Annotated in this window: 13 protein-coding genes and 1 tRNA gene; 2 read left to right on the forward strand and 12 right to left on the reverse strand. The window is 53.6% G+C overall.

Annotation, left to right across the window (positions count from 1 at the left end; genetic code table 11):
• Positions 1 to 126 precede the first annotated feature (126 nt).
• From TH19_RS15720 to TH19_RS15755, 8 genes are all read right to left on the reverse strand, one after another.
• The gene (locus TH19_RS15720; protein WP_114097348.1) at positions 127 to 399 is read right to left on the reverse strand and encodes an HU family DNA-binding protein; all 273 of its coding nucleotides are present in this window, start codon (positions 397 to 399) and stop codon (positions 127 to 129) included.
• Positions 400 to 662: 263 nt separating this feature from the next.
• Positions 663 to 3074 (reverse strand): endopeptidase La, encoded by a 2412-nt coding sequence (gene lon, locus TH19_RS15725; RefSeq protein WP_114103319.1) that lies wholly within the window; start codon positions 3072 to 3074, stop codon positions 663 to 665.
• A gap of 129 nt (positions 3075 to 3203) precedes the next feature.
• On the reverse strand, positions 3204 to 4469 hold the full coding sequence (clpX, locus tag TH19_RS15730; RefSeq protein WP_114103320.1) for an ATP-dependent Clp protease ATP-binding subunit ClpX: 1266 nt from the start codon (positions 4467 to 4469) through the stop codon (positions 3204 to 3206).
• A 300-nt stretch (positions 4470 to 4769) separates the two neighbouring features.
• Complete coding sequence (clpP, locus tag TH19_RS15735; protein WP_114097345.1) at positions 4770 to 5399, reverse strand: ATP-dependent Clp endopeptidase proteolytic subunit ClpP; 630 nt, start codon at positions 5397 to 5399, stop codon at positions 4770 to 4772.
• A gap of 57 nt (positions 5400 to 5456) precedes the next feature.
• Positions 5457 to 6902, reverse strand: coding sequence for a trigger factor (gene tig / locus TH19_RS15740; RefSeq protein WP_114103321.1), 1446 nt, complete (start codon positions 6900 to 6902; stop codon positions 5457 to 5459).
• Positions 6903 to 7016: 114 nt separating this feature from the next.
• A tRNA-Leu gene (locus TH19_RS15745) sits at positions 7017 to 7101 on the reverse strand.
• Positions 7102 to 7270: 169 nt separating this feature from the next.
• Positions 7271 to 8662: a malonyl-CoA decarboxylase domain-containing protein gene (locus tag TH19_RS15750; protein ID WP_114103436.1), complete on the reverse strand. Its 1392-nt coding sequence runs from the start codon at positions 8660 to 8662 to the stop codon at positions 7271 to 7273.
• 131 nt (positions 8663 to 8793) lie between these two features.
• Positions 8794 to 10275, reverse strand: coding sequence for an NAD(P)H-hydrate dehydratase (locus TH19_RS15755; RefSeq protein WP_258547988.1), 1482 nt, complete (start codon positions 10273 to 10275; stop codon positions 8794 to 8796).
• Between the two features lie 210 nt (positions 10276 to 10485).
• Here TH19_RS15755 and TH19_RS15760 point away from each other — a divergent pair, with 210 nt between their 5' ends.
• Together TH19_RS15760 and TH19_RS15765 are read left to right on the forward strand one after the other, a co-directional pair.
• Positions 10486 to 11751, forward strand: a complete 1266-nt coding sequence (locus tag TH19_RS15760; RefSeq protein ID WP_114103322.1) for a D-amino acid dehydrogenase — start codon at positions 10486 to 10488, stop codon at positions 11749 to 11751.
• Positions 11752 to 11771: 20 nt separating this feature from the next.
• Entirely contained in the window at positions 11772 to 12884 is a 1113-nt protein-coding gene (locus TH19_RS15765; protein WP_114103438.1) for a sensor histidine kinase, read from the forward strand.
• A gap of 84 nt (positions 12885 to 12968) precedes the next feature.
• Here TH19_RS15765 and TH19_RS15770 read toward each other — a convergent pair whose 3' ends face one another.
• The 4 genes from TH19_RS15770 to bfr form a co-directional block, all read right to left on the reverse strand.
• Complete coding sequence (locus tag TH19_RS15770) at positions 12969 to 13451, reverse strand: c-type cytochrome (RefSeq protein ID WP_258547989.1); 483 nt, start codon at positions 13449 to 13451, stop codon at positions 12969 to 12971.
• A gap of 36 nt (positions 13452 to 13487) precedes the next feature.
• Positions 13488 to 13871 (reverse strand): Cu(I)-responsive transcriptional regulator, encoded by a 384-nt coding sequence (gene cueR / locus TH19_RS15775; RefSeq protein ID WP_114103324.1) that lies wholly within the window; start codon positions 13869 to 13871, stop codon positions 13488 to 13490.
• Between the two features lie 24 nt (positions 13872 to 13895).
• A complete protein-coding gene (locus TH19_RS15780; RefSeq protein WP_114103325.1) occupies positions 13896 to 16361 on the reverse strand; it encodes a heavy metal translocating P-type ATPase in 2466 nt (821 codons plus the stop codon).
• Between the two features lie 213 nt (positions 16362 to 16574).
• Complete coding sequence (gene bfr / locus TH19_RS15785; RefSeq protein WP_114103326.1) at positions 16575 to 17066, reverse strand: bacterioferritin; 492 nt, start codon at positions 17064 to 17066, stop codon at positions 16575 to 16577.
• Positions 17067 to 17086 lie beyond the last annotated feature (20 nt).

Genomic DNA, 17086 nt, shown 5'->3' on the forward strand with positions numbered 1-17086 from the left:
AGCTAATCACCCGTTGCTTGTCCGCGCTGTTCTCTGCGGAAGCGGGGCGGAACATAACACGGTTTTTGCAAAAAGCAATGCCGGTGACGTGTGTCACCGGCATTTTTTCGCAGAACTTCGTCAAACTTAGTTGACGGCGTCCTTAAGGCCTTTGCCAGCCTTGAATTTCGGCTGTTTCGATGCCGGAATGTCGATTTCTTCACCGGTGCGCGGGTTGCGACCTTTTGAAGCAGCGCGAGCAGCGACAGCGAAGGTACCGAAACCAACCAGACGAACTTCGTCGCCGGATTTCAAAGATTCGGTGATGGAATCGAAAACAGCGTCAACCGCTTTAGCAGCGTCAGCTTTGGACAGATCAGCTTTAGCAGCTACACTTCCAACGAGATCGTTTTTATTCACTTCCTGGCCCCCTTGTTTGGACGTTCGGAGTTATGAGGAAATTTGGTTTGCCCCAAACCTGTTGCATGGGCAGTGTAAGCAGGTAGCAAACATCTCGTCAATGCGAGAGACGCAGTTTTCTGCGGTTTTTGACGTTTTTTTCCGTTTTTAGCGCTTTACACCAATCCCGACATGTTTCTGCGCCGATTCTTGGCCAAAGTTATCCACAGAAAAAGGGGAGCAACATGGTTGCTCCCCTTGATTTCTGCCGGTTCCAACGCCGTTTAGTGCGTTGTCACACCGCCGATTTCCGATTCTTCGCCGTCCTTGGATTTGACGGCGACATCATCTTCGGGCTCTTCCCACTCGATCGGAACGAGCGGATTGACCAAAGCGTGGCTCAGAACTTCGTCAACATGGGACACCGGAATGATTTCCATGCCGCGTTTGACGTTGTCCGGAATCTCTTCTAGATCCTTTTCGTTCTCCTGCGGGATCAGAACGGTTTTCACCCCTCCCCGCAAAGCAGCCAAAAGCTTTTCTTTCAAACCACCAATCGCAAGTACACGGCCACGCAGCGTCACTTCGCCGGTCATTGCCACATCTTTGCGAACCGGGTTGCCCGTCAGAACCGAAACAACCGAGGTCACCATACCAACACCGGCCGACGGACCGTCTTTTGGCGTTGCGCCTTCGGGAACGTGAACGTGAATATCGCGTTTCTGGAACAGGGTCGGCTTGATACCAAACTCTGTGGCCCGCGATCGCACGAACGACGTTGCAGCCTGGATCGATTCCGTCATGACCTCACCGAGTTTACCGGTGGTTTTCATGTTGCCCTTGCCCGGAACAGTCACAGATTCGATCTGCAACAGATCGCCACCGAACTCGGTATAGGCAAGACCGGTAACAACACCGACCTGATCTTCACCCTCGGTTTCGCCATAGCGGAACTTGCGGATGCCGGCATATTTGCCAAGCGTGCGCGGCGTCACACGTACATTCTTAATATTTTCAAGCATGATACGCTTGGTTGCCTTACGCGCCAGACGGGCCAGTTCGCGTTCAAGGTTACGGACACCGGCTTCACGGGTATAGAACCGGATCAGATCACGAAGCGCTTCGTCAGAAATGCTCCATTCACCGCGACGCAGACCATTATCCTTGATCTGTTTCGGGATCAGGTGACGCTTGGCGATTTCGACCTTTTCGTCTTCGGTGTAACCGGAAATACGAATGATCTCCATACGGTCAAGCAGCGGCTGCTGCATACGAAGCGAGTTGGCCGTCGTCACGAACATCACATCCGAAAGATCGTAATCGACTTCAAGATAGTGGTCGTTAAAGGTCGAGTTCTGTTCCGGATCAAGCACCTCGAGCAATGCCGACGCCGGATCACCACGGAAATCCGAACCCATTTTTTCAATCTCGTCGAGAAGGAACAACGGGTTGGAATATTTCGCCTTTTTCATGCCTTGGACAATCTTGCCCGGCATGGAACCGATATAGGTCCGGCGATGACCGCGGATTTCGGATTCGTCACGAACCCCGCCAAGCGACATACGCACAAAGCTCCGCCCGGTCGCATTGGCCATCGATTTGCCAAGCGAGGTTTTACCAACACCGGGAGGACCAACAAGGCAAAGGATCGGGCCTTTGACTTTTTTGGTACGTGCCTGAACGGCTAAATATTCAAGGATGCGTTCCTTGACCTTCTCAAGACCGTAATGTTCCTTGTCGAGAACCTTCTTGGCCTTTTTCAGGTCATGGGAAACACGGGAACGCTTGTTCCACGGAATCGACACCATCCAGTCAAGATAGTTGCGCACCACGGTGGCTTCTGCCGACATCGGGCTCATATTGCGCAGTTTCTTGAGTTCTGCCTGGGCCTTTTCCTTTGCCTCTTTGGGCATTTTGGCCTTGTTCAGCTTCTCTTCGATTTCAGAAGCTTCGTCCTTGCCGTCTTCACCCTCGCCCAGCTCTTTCTGAATGGCTTTAAGCTGCTCATTCAAATAATACTCGCGCTGGGTTTTCTCCATCTGGCGTTTGACGCGGTTGCGAATCTTCTTCTCAACCTGCAAGACGCCGATTTCAGATTCCATAAAGCCGAAAATACGTTCAAGGCGGTCACCAACAAGTTTGGTTTCCAGCAATTCCTGCTTTTCGGAAATCTTGAGCGACAGATGGGATGCCACCGTATCGGCAAGCTTGGCCGGTTCTTCGATCTGATTGACCGAGACCAGAACTTCGGGCGGAATCTTTTTGTTGAGTTTGATGTACTGTTCGAACTGCGTCACGACCGAACGAGCCAGCGCTTCAAGCTCGCTGTCATCTTCGTCCTTGTCTTCACGCACAGCACCATAAGCCTGGAAGAATTCCGGGTTATCAACATAGCCGGTAATTTCGGCACGTTTCCCGCCTTCAACCAATACCTTGACGGTTCCGTCCGGCAGTTTCAGAAGCTGCAAGACAGTTGCGACAGTACCAACTTCATAGAGATCTTCGACAGCCGGATCATCAAGACCGGCGTCTTTCTGCGTAACCAGCAGAATCTGCTTGTCTTCGCGCATCACATCTTCGAGCGCCCGCACCGATTTCTCACGTCCGACAAACAGCGGAACAATCATGTGCGGGAACACGACAATGTCGCGCAACGGCAGCACCGGGTATATTTCGCCACGCGCCAATTCGACCATTATGTTCTATTCCCTACTCTGAGCCAAAACGTTGCTGGGGTCCTGCCATAGGCCCCGCCAGCAACGCGAACACTTCTTAGATAAGCTGAAATTCCCGCACCGCAATGGATGCCGGTGCGGGATTTGATATCAGGCGCTGTTTTCGACACCTTCACGACGCTCCGAATGGATCAGCAACGGTTTTGCCTTTCCTTCGACAACATCATTATTGATGACGATTTCCTCGACGCTTTCCATGGTCGGAAGATCGAACATGGTATCAAGCAGGATGCCTTCCATGATCGAGCGCAGACCACGCGCACCGGTTTTGCGTTCAATCGCCTTGTCCGCAATTCCCTTAAGGGCATCCGGCTGGAAGGTGAGTTTCACATCTTCCATGTCAAACAGGCGCTGATACTGCTTGATCAGTGCGTTTTTCGGCTCGGTCAGGATCTTGACCAGAGCTTCGTTATCAAGGTCTTCAAGCGTTGCCAGAACCGGCAGACGACCGATGAATTCCGGGATAAGACCGAATTTCAGAAGGTCTTCCGGCTCGACTTCCCGCAGGACTTCGCCGGTGCGGCGATCATCGGGGCTACGCACGTCAGCACCAAAGCCGATTGCACTGCCCTTGCCGCGCTGTGAAATCACGCGATCAAGGCCCGCGAACGCGCCACCAACGATGAACAGGATGTTGGTGGTGTCGACCTGCAGGAATTCCTGTTGCGGGTGCTTACGACCGCCCTGCGGCGGTACAGAGGCAACAGTGCCTTCCATGATCTTGAGCAATGCCTGCTGGACGCCCTCGCCCGAGACATCGCGCGTGATCGACGGATTGTCGGATTTACGCGAAATCTTGTCGACCTCGTCAATGTAGACGATGCCGCGCTGGGCGCGCTCGACATTGTAATCAGCTGCCTGCAACAGCTTGAGAATAATGTTCTCGACGTCTTCACCCACGTAACCGGCTTCGGTCAGGGTGGTGGCATCCGCCATGGTGAAGGGAACATCAAGAATGCGGGCCAAGGTCTGGGCCAGAAGCGTTTTACCGCAACCGGTCGGACCAACCAGCATGATGTTGGATTTCGCCAGTTCGATGTCTTCATTCTTGCTGGCGTGATGCAGGCGCTTGTAATGGTTGTGAACCGCGACCGAGAGAACTTTTTTCGCATGGCCCTGACCGATGACATAGTCATCAAGGACCTTGCAAATCTCTTGCGGAGAAGGCACCCCGTCTGCCGATTTGACGAGATGGGTTTTATGCTCTTCGCGGATGATGTCCATGCAAAGCTCTACGCATTCATCACAGATGAATACGGTTGGACCGGCGATGAGCTTGCGAACCTCGTGCTGGCTCTTTCCACAGAAAGAGCAGTACAGAGTATTCTTGGAGTCCCCGCTATTCGATTTGCTCATACAAACCCCAATTACGTTTGACGTTATCTTTTATCGCCATGTTAGCCGGTAAACGATACCGATCTCAACGTTTAATCTGCGCTTTTCGACGTTATGGCGTCTTGTTTGATATGGGTTCGCCATCGTGGTTGCGAAACCCCTTGCATTAATCACCCAAACGTTCGGGCGACCGGCAAGTTCCAGACAATATGCCAAAGCCAGCACATATACCTGTCTATGACTTAAAACTGCCATGAGGCAAGACATAAAAAAACGCCCCGGTCATTGTCCGGGGCGTTTTCGCAGATCGTATTGGAACGATCAGTCTTTCTTGCCATCGCTTTCCGGCTTCGGACGCGATGTTACCACCTCGTCAATCAAACCAAATTCCTTGGCCTGATCCGGGGTAAGGAAGTTGTCACGCTCCATCGCATCTTCAATGGTCTTGAGATCGCGGCCGGTATGTTCGACATAGATCTCGTTAAGACGCTGACGCAGTGCCAGGATTTCACGGGCATGGATTTCGATATCCGATGCCTGGCCCTGGAAACCGCCGGACGGCTGGTGGATCATGACACGTGCATTCGGCAGGCAGTAACGCTTGCCCTTCGCACCGGCCATCAACAGAAGTGATCCCATGGAAGCCGCCTGCCCCATGCACACCGTCGAGACATCACAACGGATGTACTGCATGGTGTCATAGATGGCGAGACCAGAGGTCACAACACCGCCCGGAGAATTGATGTAAAGCGAAATGTCCTTGTCCGGATTTTCCGATTCGAGATGCAGGAGCTGCGCACAGATCAATGACGACATTCCGTCATGGACCTGACCGTTGATGAAAACGATACGCTCCTTGAGCAAACGCGAAAAGATGTCATAGGCACGCTCGCCCCGGCTGGTCTGTTCGACCACCATCGGTACAAGCGAATTCATCTGTTCTCTAATCATCAACTGCAACTCCCTGCATTATTCAAAACCGTGTCCGGCAGGATTACATCCGTCAGATTAGTCTTCTGCTTTTTTCTTAGCAGCCGGCTTCTTGGCAGCAGCTTTCTTGGCCGGAGCCTTTTTCTCTGCGTCCTTTTTCGCCGGTGCTTTCTTAGCAGCCGATTTCTTCTTCGGAGCTTCGTCTTCCTCTTCCGGCTTCAGAAGGTCTTCGACCGAAACGGTCTTTTCTTCTACCTTGGCGAGTTCGACGATGTAATCCACGACCTTGTCTTCATATACAGGGCCCTGAAGCGCCTGCAAGGCCTGCGGGTTATTTTTATAGAATTCAATAACCTGCTGTTCCTGACCCGGGTACTTCTGAGCTTCGGCTACGAGAACCTTGTTCACGTCTTCCTGGGTAACCTGGATTTCGTTTTTACGACCAACTTCGGCCAGCAGAAGACCAAGAAGAACGCGGCGTTCTGCGATTTCGCGGAACTCTTCGGTCAGCTCTTCTTCGGACTTGCCTTTGGTTTCGTCGTCTTCCTGACCAGCTTCACGAGCCTGCTTGATCTGGGCGATGATGCCCTGCAGTTCGTTTTCGACCAGCGATGCCGGCAGTTCGAAGCTGTGGTTTTCAGCAAGCGCGTCAAGCAGTGCACGTTTCAGTTTCTGACGGGAAACCGATTCGTATTCACGGCCGTAATCCTTGCGGATGGCTTCTTTAAGAGCTTCGAACGATTCCTGACCGAGTTTCTTGGCCAGTTCGTCATCGAGAGCAGCCGGTTTCTTTTCTTTGATTTCTTTGACGGTAACGTCGAACTCGGCATCTTTGCCAGCGAGTTCAGCAGCACCGTAAGCTTCCGGGAATTTCACTTTGACGACAACTTCGTCACCAGCATTAACACCGGTCAGCTGATCTTCGAAACCATCGATGAAGGAGCCCGAACCGAGTTCGAGTTCGTAATCTTCGGCTTTACCACCGTCGAATGCGACACCGTCGATTTTGCCCAGGAAGTCGATAACGACAACGTCACCGGCTTTCGACTTGCGCTTGCGTGCGAGCGGCTCGGTCGTGCCCTGTGCGCTTGCGATGCGCTCGAGGGTTTCGGTGATTTTGGCTTCGTCAACTTCGACAACTTCGCGGGTCAGCGAAAGTTTTTTGAAGTCCATAGCTTCGATTGCCGGGATGACTTCAACAGCAATGTCGAACTCAAGGTCGCCGCCTTCATCGAATTTGGTGACTTCGATTTTCGGCTGAACTGCCGGACGAAGATCGTTGTCGGAAAGAACTTTGCCGGTGTTTTCGTTCACAGCAGCTTCAAGAACTTCACCCATGACGGCCTGGCCATAACGCTGACGCAGGAGTTTCGCCGGGATTTTGCCCGGACGGAAGCCCGGCAGGCGAACCTGGTCTTTGATCTCGTCAAGCTTGGCGACGACTTTTTCTTCGATTTGTGCGGCGGGCACGACGACTTTGAACTCGCGCGCCAGGCCTTCGTTTTTGGTTTCAGTAACCTGCATAGATAACTCTTTTGCTTGGTTCGAATAATGTCCGTTACGCGACGCAGTCCGGACGTCAGAAAGTCAATATGACTAAACGAATATATAACCTGATCTATTTTTAAAGCCTGCAAGTGGTACGGGCGAAGGGACTCGAACCCCCACGAATTGCTTCACTGGAACCTAAATCCAGCGCGTCTACCAGTTCCGCCACGCCCGCACACAAGCACGCAAATCACGCCGGTAAGACCGGAATGAGTGCGCCTTAATACAAACTTCGATCACCTCATGCAAGCATCGCCTTTTCGACAAATGCAATCTTGTCGAAAATAACTGGCCCACAAGCCTGTTATCCACCGGGTTTCAAGGGTTTCAGGCGATTTGATAAACTAGCGCAAAAGACGCTTTACCACACTTGATGCAGCGATTTTGCCCTGCCCGACATAGTTTTCGTGATTTTTTTCGATCATCGACAGGTCATAAAGATAGTTCACCATCACCCCGAATGACTGCATCCAGCCATTGCTGTTTCCGTTGCCATTCCAGTTCAGGCGCTCGATGCGTGAACCATTGGTCAAATGGAAATGGGCAACCGGATCAAATGCCGATCCGGTTTCGATGCGCTTGGCATTCAACAGATACCAAGCAGCAAGATATTCGATATTGGCACGCGTTCGTTCGCTGACCTCGTTCGGTTGACGTGCCACGGGCTTTGGACCCATCAAATCATCGCAGTCATGCAAGGCCGCTTCGATTGCCTTTGGCAGACCTGTTTCGTGCTTTTGGGTCATTGCATCAAGTTGCTTGTCCATCCAGCCCCGCAATGCCGGAATGGGCGACAATGTGCTGAATTGTTTAAGTTCAGGCAGGTCACGTTGCAGTTCCCCCACCACCCGCTTGATCAGGAAATCACCAAAGCTGATCCCGGCAAGCCCAGCCTGTGCATTCGATATCGAATAGAAAATGGCTGTGTCGGCAACCACCGCTTCGTCGTCGTCCTGATCGGATTCATCGCTTTGGATCAGGGCGTCAACACTTCCTGCGATCCCGCTGACCAAGGCGACCTCGACGAAAATAAGGGGTTCATCGGGCATTCCGGGGTGGAAAAACGCAAAACATCGCCGGTCCGGTGCAAGACGCCGTTTCAAATCGTCCCAGCTTTGAATGGCGTGAACGGCTTCATAGGCAATCAGTTTTTCCAAAAGGGCCGCCGGTGAATTCCAGGTGATGCGTTGCAGTTCAAGAAATCCGATATCAAACCAGCTTGCCAAAAGCTCTTTCAGATCGCGTTCCAGAATCGCAAGGCCGGGCGCCTCCTTGCGCCAGCGCAAAAGATCGGCACGAAGATCAACAAGAAACTTCACGCCTTGCGGTAATGAATTGAATTCTTTCAGTATTGTGCGAAATGGTGGCACCAGTTCGGATCTAAGTTCTGTTTCAAGCAGGGCTTGCTCGGCCAGATCATCGGCCATGTTCCAGTCCGCCATGATCGCGCCAACACGGTCCCGATCAACGCCAAATTCGTTGACCAGAAGATGCAGAAATTCCCGTTTGCCGCCATCATCAAGACGCAAGAAGTCATGACCAAGCGCCGCCGCACGCGACCGCGCCGAAACTGCCCCACCCCGCCGTGCCAGACAATCTGCAATCTGGCGTCGCCACCGATCCTGGCGATTCTGGCTTTCATCCAGACCAAGGCTGCGCACAACCGAACTGTCGCGAAGTTCGCGCCAAGCGAATCTCAGATTATCGATGGTTCGGTCAAGAAAGGTCTGGGACATCCCGGTCTCCTTGCATCCAGCGATTTGCTGTTCGGCCTTGAAGACATTTATATCGGGTGACAGTTCGCAAACATCCAGCACCCGCCAGTCTTTGTCACAAAACTGGCGCGATAAACGGCAATCATTCCCACCTACCCGTGTGATTTTTTGCGCGATGCCAGCCACAGTTCCCGCAAGATAGCGGGAAGGTGATCGGGAATATCTTCGGCAATCAATCCGGGACCAATATCAACACCGCTGCGTGCATGAAGCCAGACAGCCATGCAGCTGGCATCAAACATTTCCATACCCTGCGCCATCAGCCCGCCAATAATCCCGGCCAGAACATCCCCCGACCCGGCCGTCGCAAGCCACGGCGCCTCAAACCCGCTTATCGCAGCTCGTCCGTCGGGGGCGGCAATAACGGTATCGGCCCCTTTAATCAGAACTGTTGCCCCGCTTCGTTTGGCCGCAGCACGGGCACGCGTCAGTTTATCGCCGGTGATATCGGGAAACAGTCGGGAAAATTCCCCTTCATGCGGGGTCAGGACCGTCGGGCCCTGCACCGCAAAACACAGGGTGGATGGATCATCGCTGAAGCTGGTCAGGGCATCGGCATCCAGAACCGTCGAACGACAGAGATGCAGCAATTTCAACACCAGACTTCTTGTATCATCCCCAACCCCGAAGCCGGGTCCGATGACAAAGGCGTTGTGACGACAATCGTTTAAAAGCGGTTCAAGCTGCGTAATCGGGGCCGTCATATTGCCTGGCATATCGGCGGCATAAACCGGCAAAGCCGCCGGATCGGCAACAATGGTCAAAAGCCCGACACCGGACCGCCGTGCCGCGCGTGCGACCAAACGCGTCGCCCCGGTCATCAAAGTCCCGCCAAAGGCCAGTAAATGCCCGCGATGATATTTGTGCCCGTCAATCCCTGGCCAATGAATGCCTGCGCGCCATAGTACCGGGTCATTGCGCCAGCATCCCGGGCGAATTTCAAAGATCGTCTGATCGGAAATGCCGATATCACGGATCGCAAGTTCGCCGCACATCAAACGGCCGGGCAAAAGATAATGGCCGGGCTTGGCCCGTGCAAAGGTCACCGTCAGATCGGCCTTGACCCCGCATCCCCAAATCGCCCCGCTATTGCCATCCACGCCCGATGGCACATCAACCGACACAACCGAGGCCGTGCTTGAATTGATTGTCGTGATCAGATCGGCAAGCTCGCCGGTAATGTCGCGGGCAAGCCCCGCACCAAAGATACAATCAACCAGCAAATCGGTGCCAACCACAAGGGCCGGTGATAACCGTTCCACCGCCCCTTCCCATCTTTTTGCATGAAGGGCAGCATCGCCCTTAAGCAACGCGACATCCCCCATAAGGCCCAACCGCACCGACCAACCGGCATCGCGCAGCAATCTGGCAATCACAAAACCGTCGCCACCGTTATTGCCCGGACCACACAGAACCGAAACCGATCTTGGCGACCAATGGCGAATGATTTCCTCAAACACGGCACGACCGGCATTTTCCATCAGCTGATCGCCGGAAATGCCGCCTTCGATGGTGCGGCGGTCTGCCTCATACATCTGGTCGGTTGTCAGGATTTCAAACATTTTACCCCGCATGTATCGCCCGGCATCAGGTCCGGGTCATTCTTTGCATTTTGTCGGTGCATTCTGTCGGCGTTTATCAGCAAAACCCGACAAGTCGTCGGTAGCTACTTGTTTTATCGCCCAGTATATTGCAAACAAACGCGCACGTAAGTCTGTTGGCACATCGGGCCATCAGGTTTACCAGCCACAATAACGCACTTTCTGCAACAAGGCTTTGCCCACATGCATGTTGTCGTAATGGGTGCTGGCGTCATCGGGACGACAGCGGCCTGGTATCTTTTGCAAAATGGTCATCAGGTTACGGTTATTGACCGTCAACATGCCAGTGCACAGGAAACCAGCTTTGCCAATGGCGGACAAATTTCCACCTGCCATGCGACACCCTGGGCCAATGCAGGCACACCCAAACAAATTCTGAAATGGCTTGGTCGCGAAGAAGCACCACTTCTGGTCCGGATGCGCTTTGACCCGCAGCTTTTTGGCTGGGGATTACGCTTTCTGGCCAATTGCAGCGATGAACGTGCGCGGATCAATATGGAAAAAGCCCTGCGGGTTGCGATCTATAGCCGCGATTGCCTGCGCGCCCTGCGCACCGAGCTTAGCCTGCATTATGATCACAGCGAACGCGGCATCCTTCATGTCTGTCGTGATGACGGCGAAATGGCCGCAGTTGCCCGCGCAACAAAACAGATGCGTGAACTGGGGCTTTCGCGCAGAACGGTAACGCCCGAAGAATGCTACGAGATCGAACCGGCATTGCGGCAAAGCACTGCCCCGATTGTCGGTGGCAGCTATACCCCCGATGATGAAAGTGGCGATGCCCGCAAATTCACCGAAAGCCTGACCGAACATTGCATCGCCAAGGGTGCGCATTTTCTATTTAACACCCGGATCGAACGCCTGATCCATGATCAGGGGCGCGTCACTGCCGTTCAAACCGATCAGGGTAATATTACCGCCGATGCGTTTCTGGTCTGTCTTGGCAGTTACAGCCCGTTTCTGGTCAAGCCGCTTGGCATCAATCTGCCGATTTATCCCTGCAAGGGATATTCGATCAGCGTCGATACGACCGGCTATGACGGTGCGCCGCAAACTGCCCTGATCGATGACAGCGTCAAGATGGTGTATTCGCGCCTTGGAAACCAACTCAGAGTAGCAGGAACCGCCGAACTTGACGGTTATAATCTGCGAATGTCGCGCCGCAGAAATCAACTTATTGTCGATAAGGCATTAGAATTATTTCCAAATTGCGGAAACCCGGAAACCATCACCCATTGGTCGGGATTGCGCCCGGTAACGCCGGATTCTGCCCCTATTCTTGGCGGTACAAAATATGGTAATCTGTTCCTTAATACGGGGCATGGGACGCTGGGTTGGACAATGAGTTGTGGATCAGCAAAGGCAATCGCCGACGTGATAAGCAACCGCGCACCTGACATCCCACTTAGAGGGCTGGGTATCGAGCGTTTTAAACGAGCGTTACTTTAACCATGGGACCTGGGGCAGATATGACCAGCAATACACCGATTGGCGCAACGACTGTGCCATTGGCAGATCAGGTTGTTCTCAACGCCCTTCCATATGCGGCTGTTATTTGTGATCGCAATGGACTGGTGTTGCAATGTAACGAGGCAATTGCAAAGCTGATCGGGGTTTCCCGCGATCGCATGATGGGGCGCAAGGCAGGTTTCCTGTCCAGGGGTCTGATCAACGATATCGAGAATGTCTTTGCATCGGGCCGCACATGGCGCGGCGATATCGTTCTGGTCGGCGCATCCAAGGAAAGCCACGTTTGCGATCTGTCCATCGCACCGCTTGAATATTTCCAGAACAACGAAACGCGCACCGCCGTCTTGATGACACTTCTGGAAAATGATCGCCAGAAGCAGGCCGAACGTTCCCTGATGGAACAAAACCGCCATCAGGCCGATGCCAATGCGTCAAAATCCGACTTTATTGCCAATATGGGCCATGAACTTCGCACGCCGCTTAACGCGATTATCGGCAACTCAGAACTGATTGCCGAGGCGGTTCTGGGCGATATTCCCGACACCTATCGCGAATGCGGGCGCGACGTTCACGAAGCCGGCAAACACCTTTTGGAACTGGTAAATAACGTCCTTGATGTTTCCAAGCTTTCCGCCGGGTCGATGACGCTTCAGTCCGAGAACGCCGATCTTGGCACCCTGATCAACGAAGCCGCCAAGCTTGTTCACGATGATATTTCACGCCGCAAACACAGTCTTGAGATCAATTTGCCGCGCACGCCGGTTACGCTGCGGTGTGACAAACTCAAACTCAAACAGATTTTGATCAATATCCTGAGCAACGCGGCAAAGTTCACCCCGGATGGCGGTAAAATTCAGGTCGGGCTGTCGATGACGCTTGATGATGTCACGATTTCGATTGCCGATAACGGCGTCGGTATGAGCCCCAATGACATTCCGCGTGCCCTTGCCCGGTTCTCGCAGCTTCACCCTTCCGGGGTCAAGGAAAGTGCGGGCACCGGTCTTGGCCTGCCATTGGCGAAGCTTCTGGTCGAACTGCATGACGGCCGCATGAGCATCGAAAGCGACCTTGGCAAAGGCACCACTGTTCGCATCTCGATACCGCGCAGCTAAGACAGAAAGTCATTGCCCGTAAACAAAGCCCGCATCGGCATACCAATGCGGGCTTTTGTCTTTCCAGTCGATATCGATCTTGTCTTATTGCTGTTGTGCGGCTGACTGGTTGATCTGATCGTGGCGTTGCCTGATTTCATCTGGCCAGCGGCTTTTGATATAGGACAGGCTGGCAAGGATTTCCTCGTCACTGAGGACACCCTCAAATCCCGGCATTGCCGATTTATATCCGTCCCCGGCCATGACAGCAGGTCCGTATTTGGTCAATGCAAACAACACGGCATCGGGATGATGCCATGTATGGCCGCTTTCATCATGTGGCGGCGCAGGTAACAGACCGTCTTCGCCGCGTTCACGCCAGTTGGCCTCGCCCTCAAAGCGGGCACCGTGACAGGACGCACAATTTGCGTCATAGACCTTCTTGCCAAGTGCCACGAGTTTAAGATCATCCGGCCGCAGTTCGACATTTTGCATTTGCCCGCCACCCGGCCCGAAAAAGGTGACAATTCCATACATGATGGCGGCACCAACAGCCGCCCCCAACACCATTACACCTTTATTTTGCACAGTTTATTCTCTCTCTGATGTTTTGGAGTTGCTGTTTTATCGCGCCAGATCATTGATGATCGGACAATGTGGCCGATCATCACCGTGGCAGGCATGAACCAGTTCCGACAGGGTCTTTTGCAGGCTTTGCAGTTCGGCAATCTTGCGTTCAATTTCTGTCAGATGGGTTTTGGCGATTTCCTTGACATCGGCCGAGGCCCGATTGCGATCTTCGTACAAAGACAACAAAACACGGCAATCCTCGACCGAGAATCCCAAACCACGGGCACGCTGCAAGAACCGCAATTTATGCAGATCGTCGTCGCTGTAATCACGGTATCCATTGCCCAGACGACCGGGCGTCACAAGACCGATATCCTCATAATACCGGATGGTCTTTGGTGGCAAACCGCACTGGGTTGCAGCATCGGAAATATTCATGTTCGTTCTCCTTCCCCATTCGACCTAGCGGCGCACTTTCCAGCGCCGCAAGGTCAGCGAGTTGCCAACAACCGAAACGGAACTCAGCGCCATCGCCGCACCGGCAATTGCCGGGCTGAGTACACCCAAAGCTGCAAGCGGCAGACCAACCACGTTATAGGCAAAGGCCCAAAACAGGTTTTGCGCAATTTTGCGGCGGGTCGCGATGGAAATATCAATCGCGGCCGACACCAATGCCGGATCAGAGCGCATCAGGGTAATGCCCGCCGTTTCCATGGCAACATCCGTACCACCGCCCATCGCAATACCAACATCCGCAGCGGCCAAAGCCGGTGCGTCATTGATCCCGTCACCAACCATCGCAACACGACGCCTCTGCTTGCGCAGTTTTTCAACTTCAAGCGCCTTGTCCTGCGGACGAATACGACCCTCGCCGCGTTCAAGCCCCAATTCACGGGCCACATGGGTTGCGACATCTTGACTGTCACCAGACAGCATGATCGAAGAAATGCCACGTGCCTTCAGATCGGCAATCGCCTGCTTGGCACTTTCACGAATGCGGTCTTCAAGGGTGATGTAGCCCGCGAATGCACCATCAATCGCCACCAGCACAACCGTGCGGCCCTCGCCTTCATGCTTTTTGATCTCGGTCGCGATTGCATCATCAAAGGATGCAATCCCCTGATCGGTCAACAGGGCCTCTGTCCCGATGGCAACCGCATGACCGTCTACCTTGGCAAAAACACCGGCACCGGTTTTACTTTTAAAGTCGGTGATTTCAGGAATAATCAGTTCCTCGTCACGGGCGAGTGACACCATCGCACGCGCCAATGGATGTTCACTTGCCGCCTGCACACCCGCCACCAGACGCAACATGTCATTGCGATCCGTTCCATCCGTCGGACGAACATCACGGACCGTTGGCGTACCTTCGGTCAGCGTCCCGGTTTTATCGAAAATGACGGTATCAACGTTATGGGCCTGCTCAAGCGCCTCGAAATTGCGGATAAGGATACCATTACGTGCTGCACTGCCGGTTCCGGCAACAAGGGCCGTCGGTGTCGCCAGACCAAGCGCGCAAGGACACGCTATCACCAGCACCGACACAGCTGCAACAATCGATGCTTCGGCCCCAAAGCCCATCAACAGCCAAACCGCCAGGGTCACAATGGCAATCGCAACAACGACCGGCACAAAGACCGATGACACCCGATCCACCAGTTTCTGAACCGGGGCCTTGCCCGTTTGGGCCTTTTCGACCAGACGGATGATCCGCGACAGTGTGGTGTCATCGCCAACCGCACGGACCTCGATATCCAGTCGGCCAGTACCGTTAACCGCGCCACCAACAACCGCATCACCGGGCACACGGGCCACCGGACGGGTTTCGCCGGTAATCAGGCTTTCATCGAGTTCACTTTCCCCGGCAACAACGGCACCATCTACCGGAAGACGTTCGCCCGGAAGGACACGCACGATATCCCCAACCGTCAGATCCTCGATGGCGACTTCCTGTTCGCCTTTACCTTCGACCAGTTTGCGCGCACGGCGCGGACGCAGAGCCATCAATTCACGAATGGCGGCTGATGCACCGCGCTTTGCGCGGTCTTCCATAATCTTGCCCGCAAGGATCAGGGTGATGATCGCCGCTGATGCCTCGAAATACAGGTGGATATTACCGGCCTGCCCGAACGCCATATTATAGATACTCAGGAAATAGGCCGACGATGTTCCGAGTGCGACAAGAACATCCATATTCGCACTGCGATGACGCAGGGCCGCCCATGCGCCTTTATAAAAACGCTGCCCGATGATGAACTGAACCGGGGTTGCCAGAACAAGTTCAAGCCAGGCTGGCAGGTGATAGGCCACACCAAGGTTCATCCAGACCATCTGCAAAACAAGCGGTGCGGTCAGCAACGCCGAAATGCCAAGCATCACCAGCGACTTGTCGACCTTGCCCGCGGTATTTGCCTTCCCGGCGCTTTCGGCGTCATCACCTTCGGCAGATTTGTTGCGTGATGTTGCATGATATCCGGCATCTTCGATTGCCTTGATGACGGCCGCGTCATTTACCTTGTCGGAAAATGTTTCGATATCGGCACGCTCAAGCGCGAAATTGACGGTGGCCGATGAAACGCCCGGCATTGCAGACAAGGCCTTTTCGACCCGCAGTGCGCAATTGGCGCACGTCATGCCATCAATATCATAGGACAGTTGCTGTTGCGGGACGCTGTAACCGGCATCCTTAATCTTGTCCGCGATATTGGCCGCATTAAGTTTATCGGCGTCAAAGCGGACATGGGCAAAATTAAGGGCAAGGTTCACGTCAACCTCGGCAACACCGTCAAGCCCGGCAATCGCCTTTTCAACGCGCCCGGCACAATTGGCACAGGTCATGCCTTCGACCGGCAAACTGATTTCGGCTTGATGCGATGGTGCGGCCTTGCTGGCGGCATCACTTTCGCGGGTTTCGATCCGGCTATCCATATCACGTCACCTTGTTCCGGGTTGACGGGGCAGCTCCGCAATCTGAAATCAAAATGCGCAAGCCCCATTTCTGATATGGAGGAAGATAGACCTTCCAGCAACTGGAAGGTCAAGCCGAAAAATTCCTGCCCTGAAAAGTCGGAGTAATTTACTGATAAACAACAAAACCCCGGAACTTGTCCGGGGTTTTGCAGATGTTCACTGAACTGAAAATCAGCCGTGCGGGGTCGGTTCACCAGCAGCACGGAACTGAATATAGTTCTGAAGACCCATCATATCGATCAGGCGGATCTGCTGTTCGATCCAGTATGCGTGATCTTCTTCGCTGTCATCAAGCAGACCAACCAGCATCTGGCGGGTCTGGAAATCCTCCTCTGCCTCGGCAACCTTGATCGCCTTTTTCAGAAGATTGATGACGTGATATTCGTGTTCGAGATCATTTTTCATCATCTCGGGCACGGTTTTACCGATCTTGATCGGTTCACGCGATGCGGTATCGGGCACACCTTCAAGGAACAGAATACGCTCGATCAAACGCTTTGCGTGTTCAAGCTCCTCGTCCTTTTCATGGTGCATCCGCTCATAAAGCGAATGCAGGCCCCAATCGGCATACATTTCTGCATGCGTGTTGTACTGGTCAGCCGCAGACAGCTCGGCAGTCAGCTGCTTGTTCAATGCGGCAATAACCTTTTTACTACCCTTCATGGCGTTACGCTCCTGATCTG

The organism is Thalassospira profundimaris (assembly GCF_003326675.1).
In the GTDB taxonomy this organism is placed as follows: Bacteria; Pseudomonadota; Alphaproteobacteria; order Rhodospirillales; family Thalassospiraceae; genus Thalassospira; species Thalassospira aquimaris.

What these genes read in the sequence shown, in the direction of transcription:
- TH19_RS15750 (WP_114103436.1), bottom strand. Translation starts at nt 8,662, where the DNA reads ATGTCCCAGACCTTTCTTGACCGAACCATCGATAATCTGAGATTCGCT.
- cueR (WP_114103324.1), bottom strand. Translation starts at nt 13,871, where the DNA reads ATGAATATTTCCGATGCTGCAACCCAGTGCGGTTTGCCACCAAAGACC.
- clpX (WP_114103320.1), bottom strand. Translation starts at nt 4,469, where the DNA reads ATGAGCAAATCGAATAGCGGGGACTCCAAGAATACTCTGTACTGCTCT.
- tig (WP_114103321.1), bottom strand. Translation starts at nt 6,902, where the DNA reads ATGCAGGTTACTGAAACCAAAAACGAAGGCCTGGCGCGCGAGTTCAAA.
- TH19_RS15765 (WP_114103438.1), top strand. Translation starts at nt 11,772, where the DNA reads ATGACCAGCAATACACCGATTGGCGCAACGACTGTGCCATTGGCAGAT.
- TH19_RS15760 (WP_114103322.1), top strand. Translation starts at nt 10,486, where the DNA reads ATGCATGTTGTCGTAATGGGTGCTGGCGTCATCGGGACGACAGCGGCC.
- lon (WP_114103319.1), bottom strand. Translation starts at nt 3,074, where the DNA reads ATGGTCGAATTGGCGCGTGGCGAAATATACCCGGTGCTGCCGTTGCGC.
- TH19_RS15780 (WP_114103325.1), bottom strand. Translation starts at nt 16,361, where the DNA reads ATGGATAGCCGGATCGAAACCCGCGAAAGTGATGCCGCCAGCAAGGCC.
- clpP (WP_114097345.1), bottom strand. Translation starts at nt 5,399, where the DNA reads ATGATTAGAGAACAGATGAATTCGCTTGTACCGATGGTGGTCGAACAG.
- TH19_RS15755 (WP_258547988.1), bottom strand. Translation starts at nt 10,275, where the DNA reads ATGCGGGGTAAAATGTTTGAAATCCTGACAACCGACCAGATGTATGAG.
- bfr (WP_114103326.1), bottom strand. Translation starts at nt 17,066, where the DNA reads ATGAAGGGTAGTAAAAAGGTTATTGCCGCATTGAACAAGCAGCTGACT.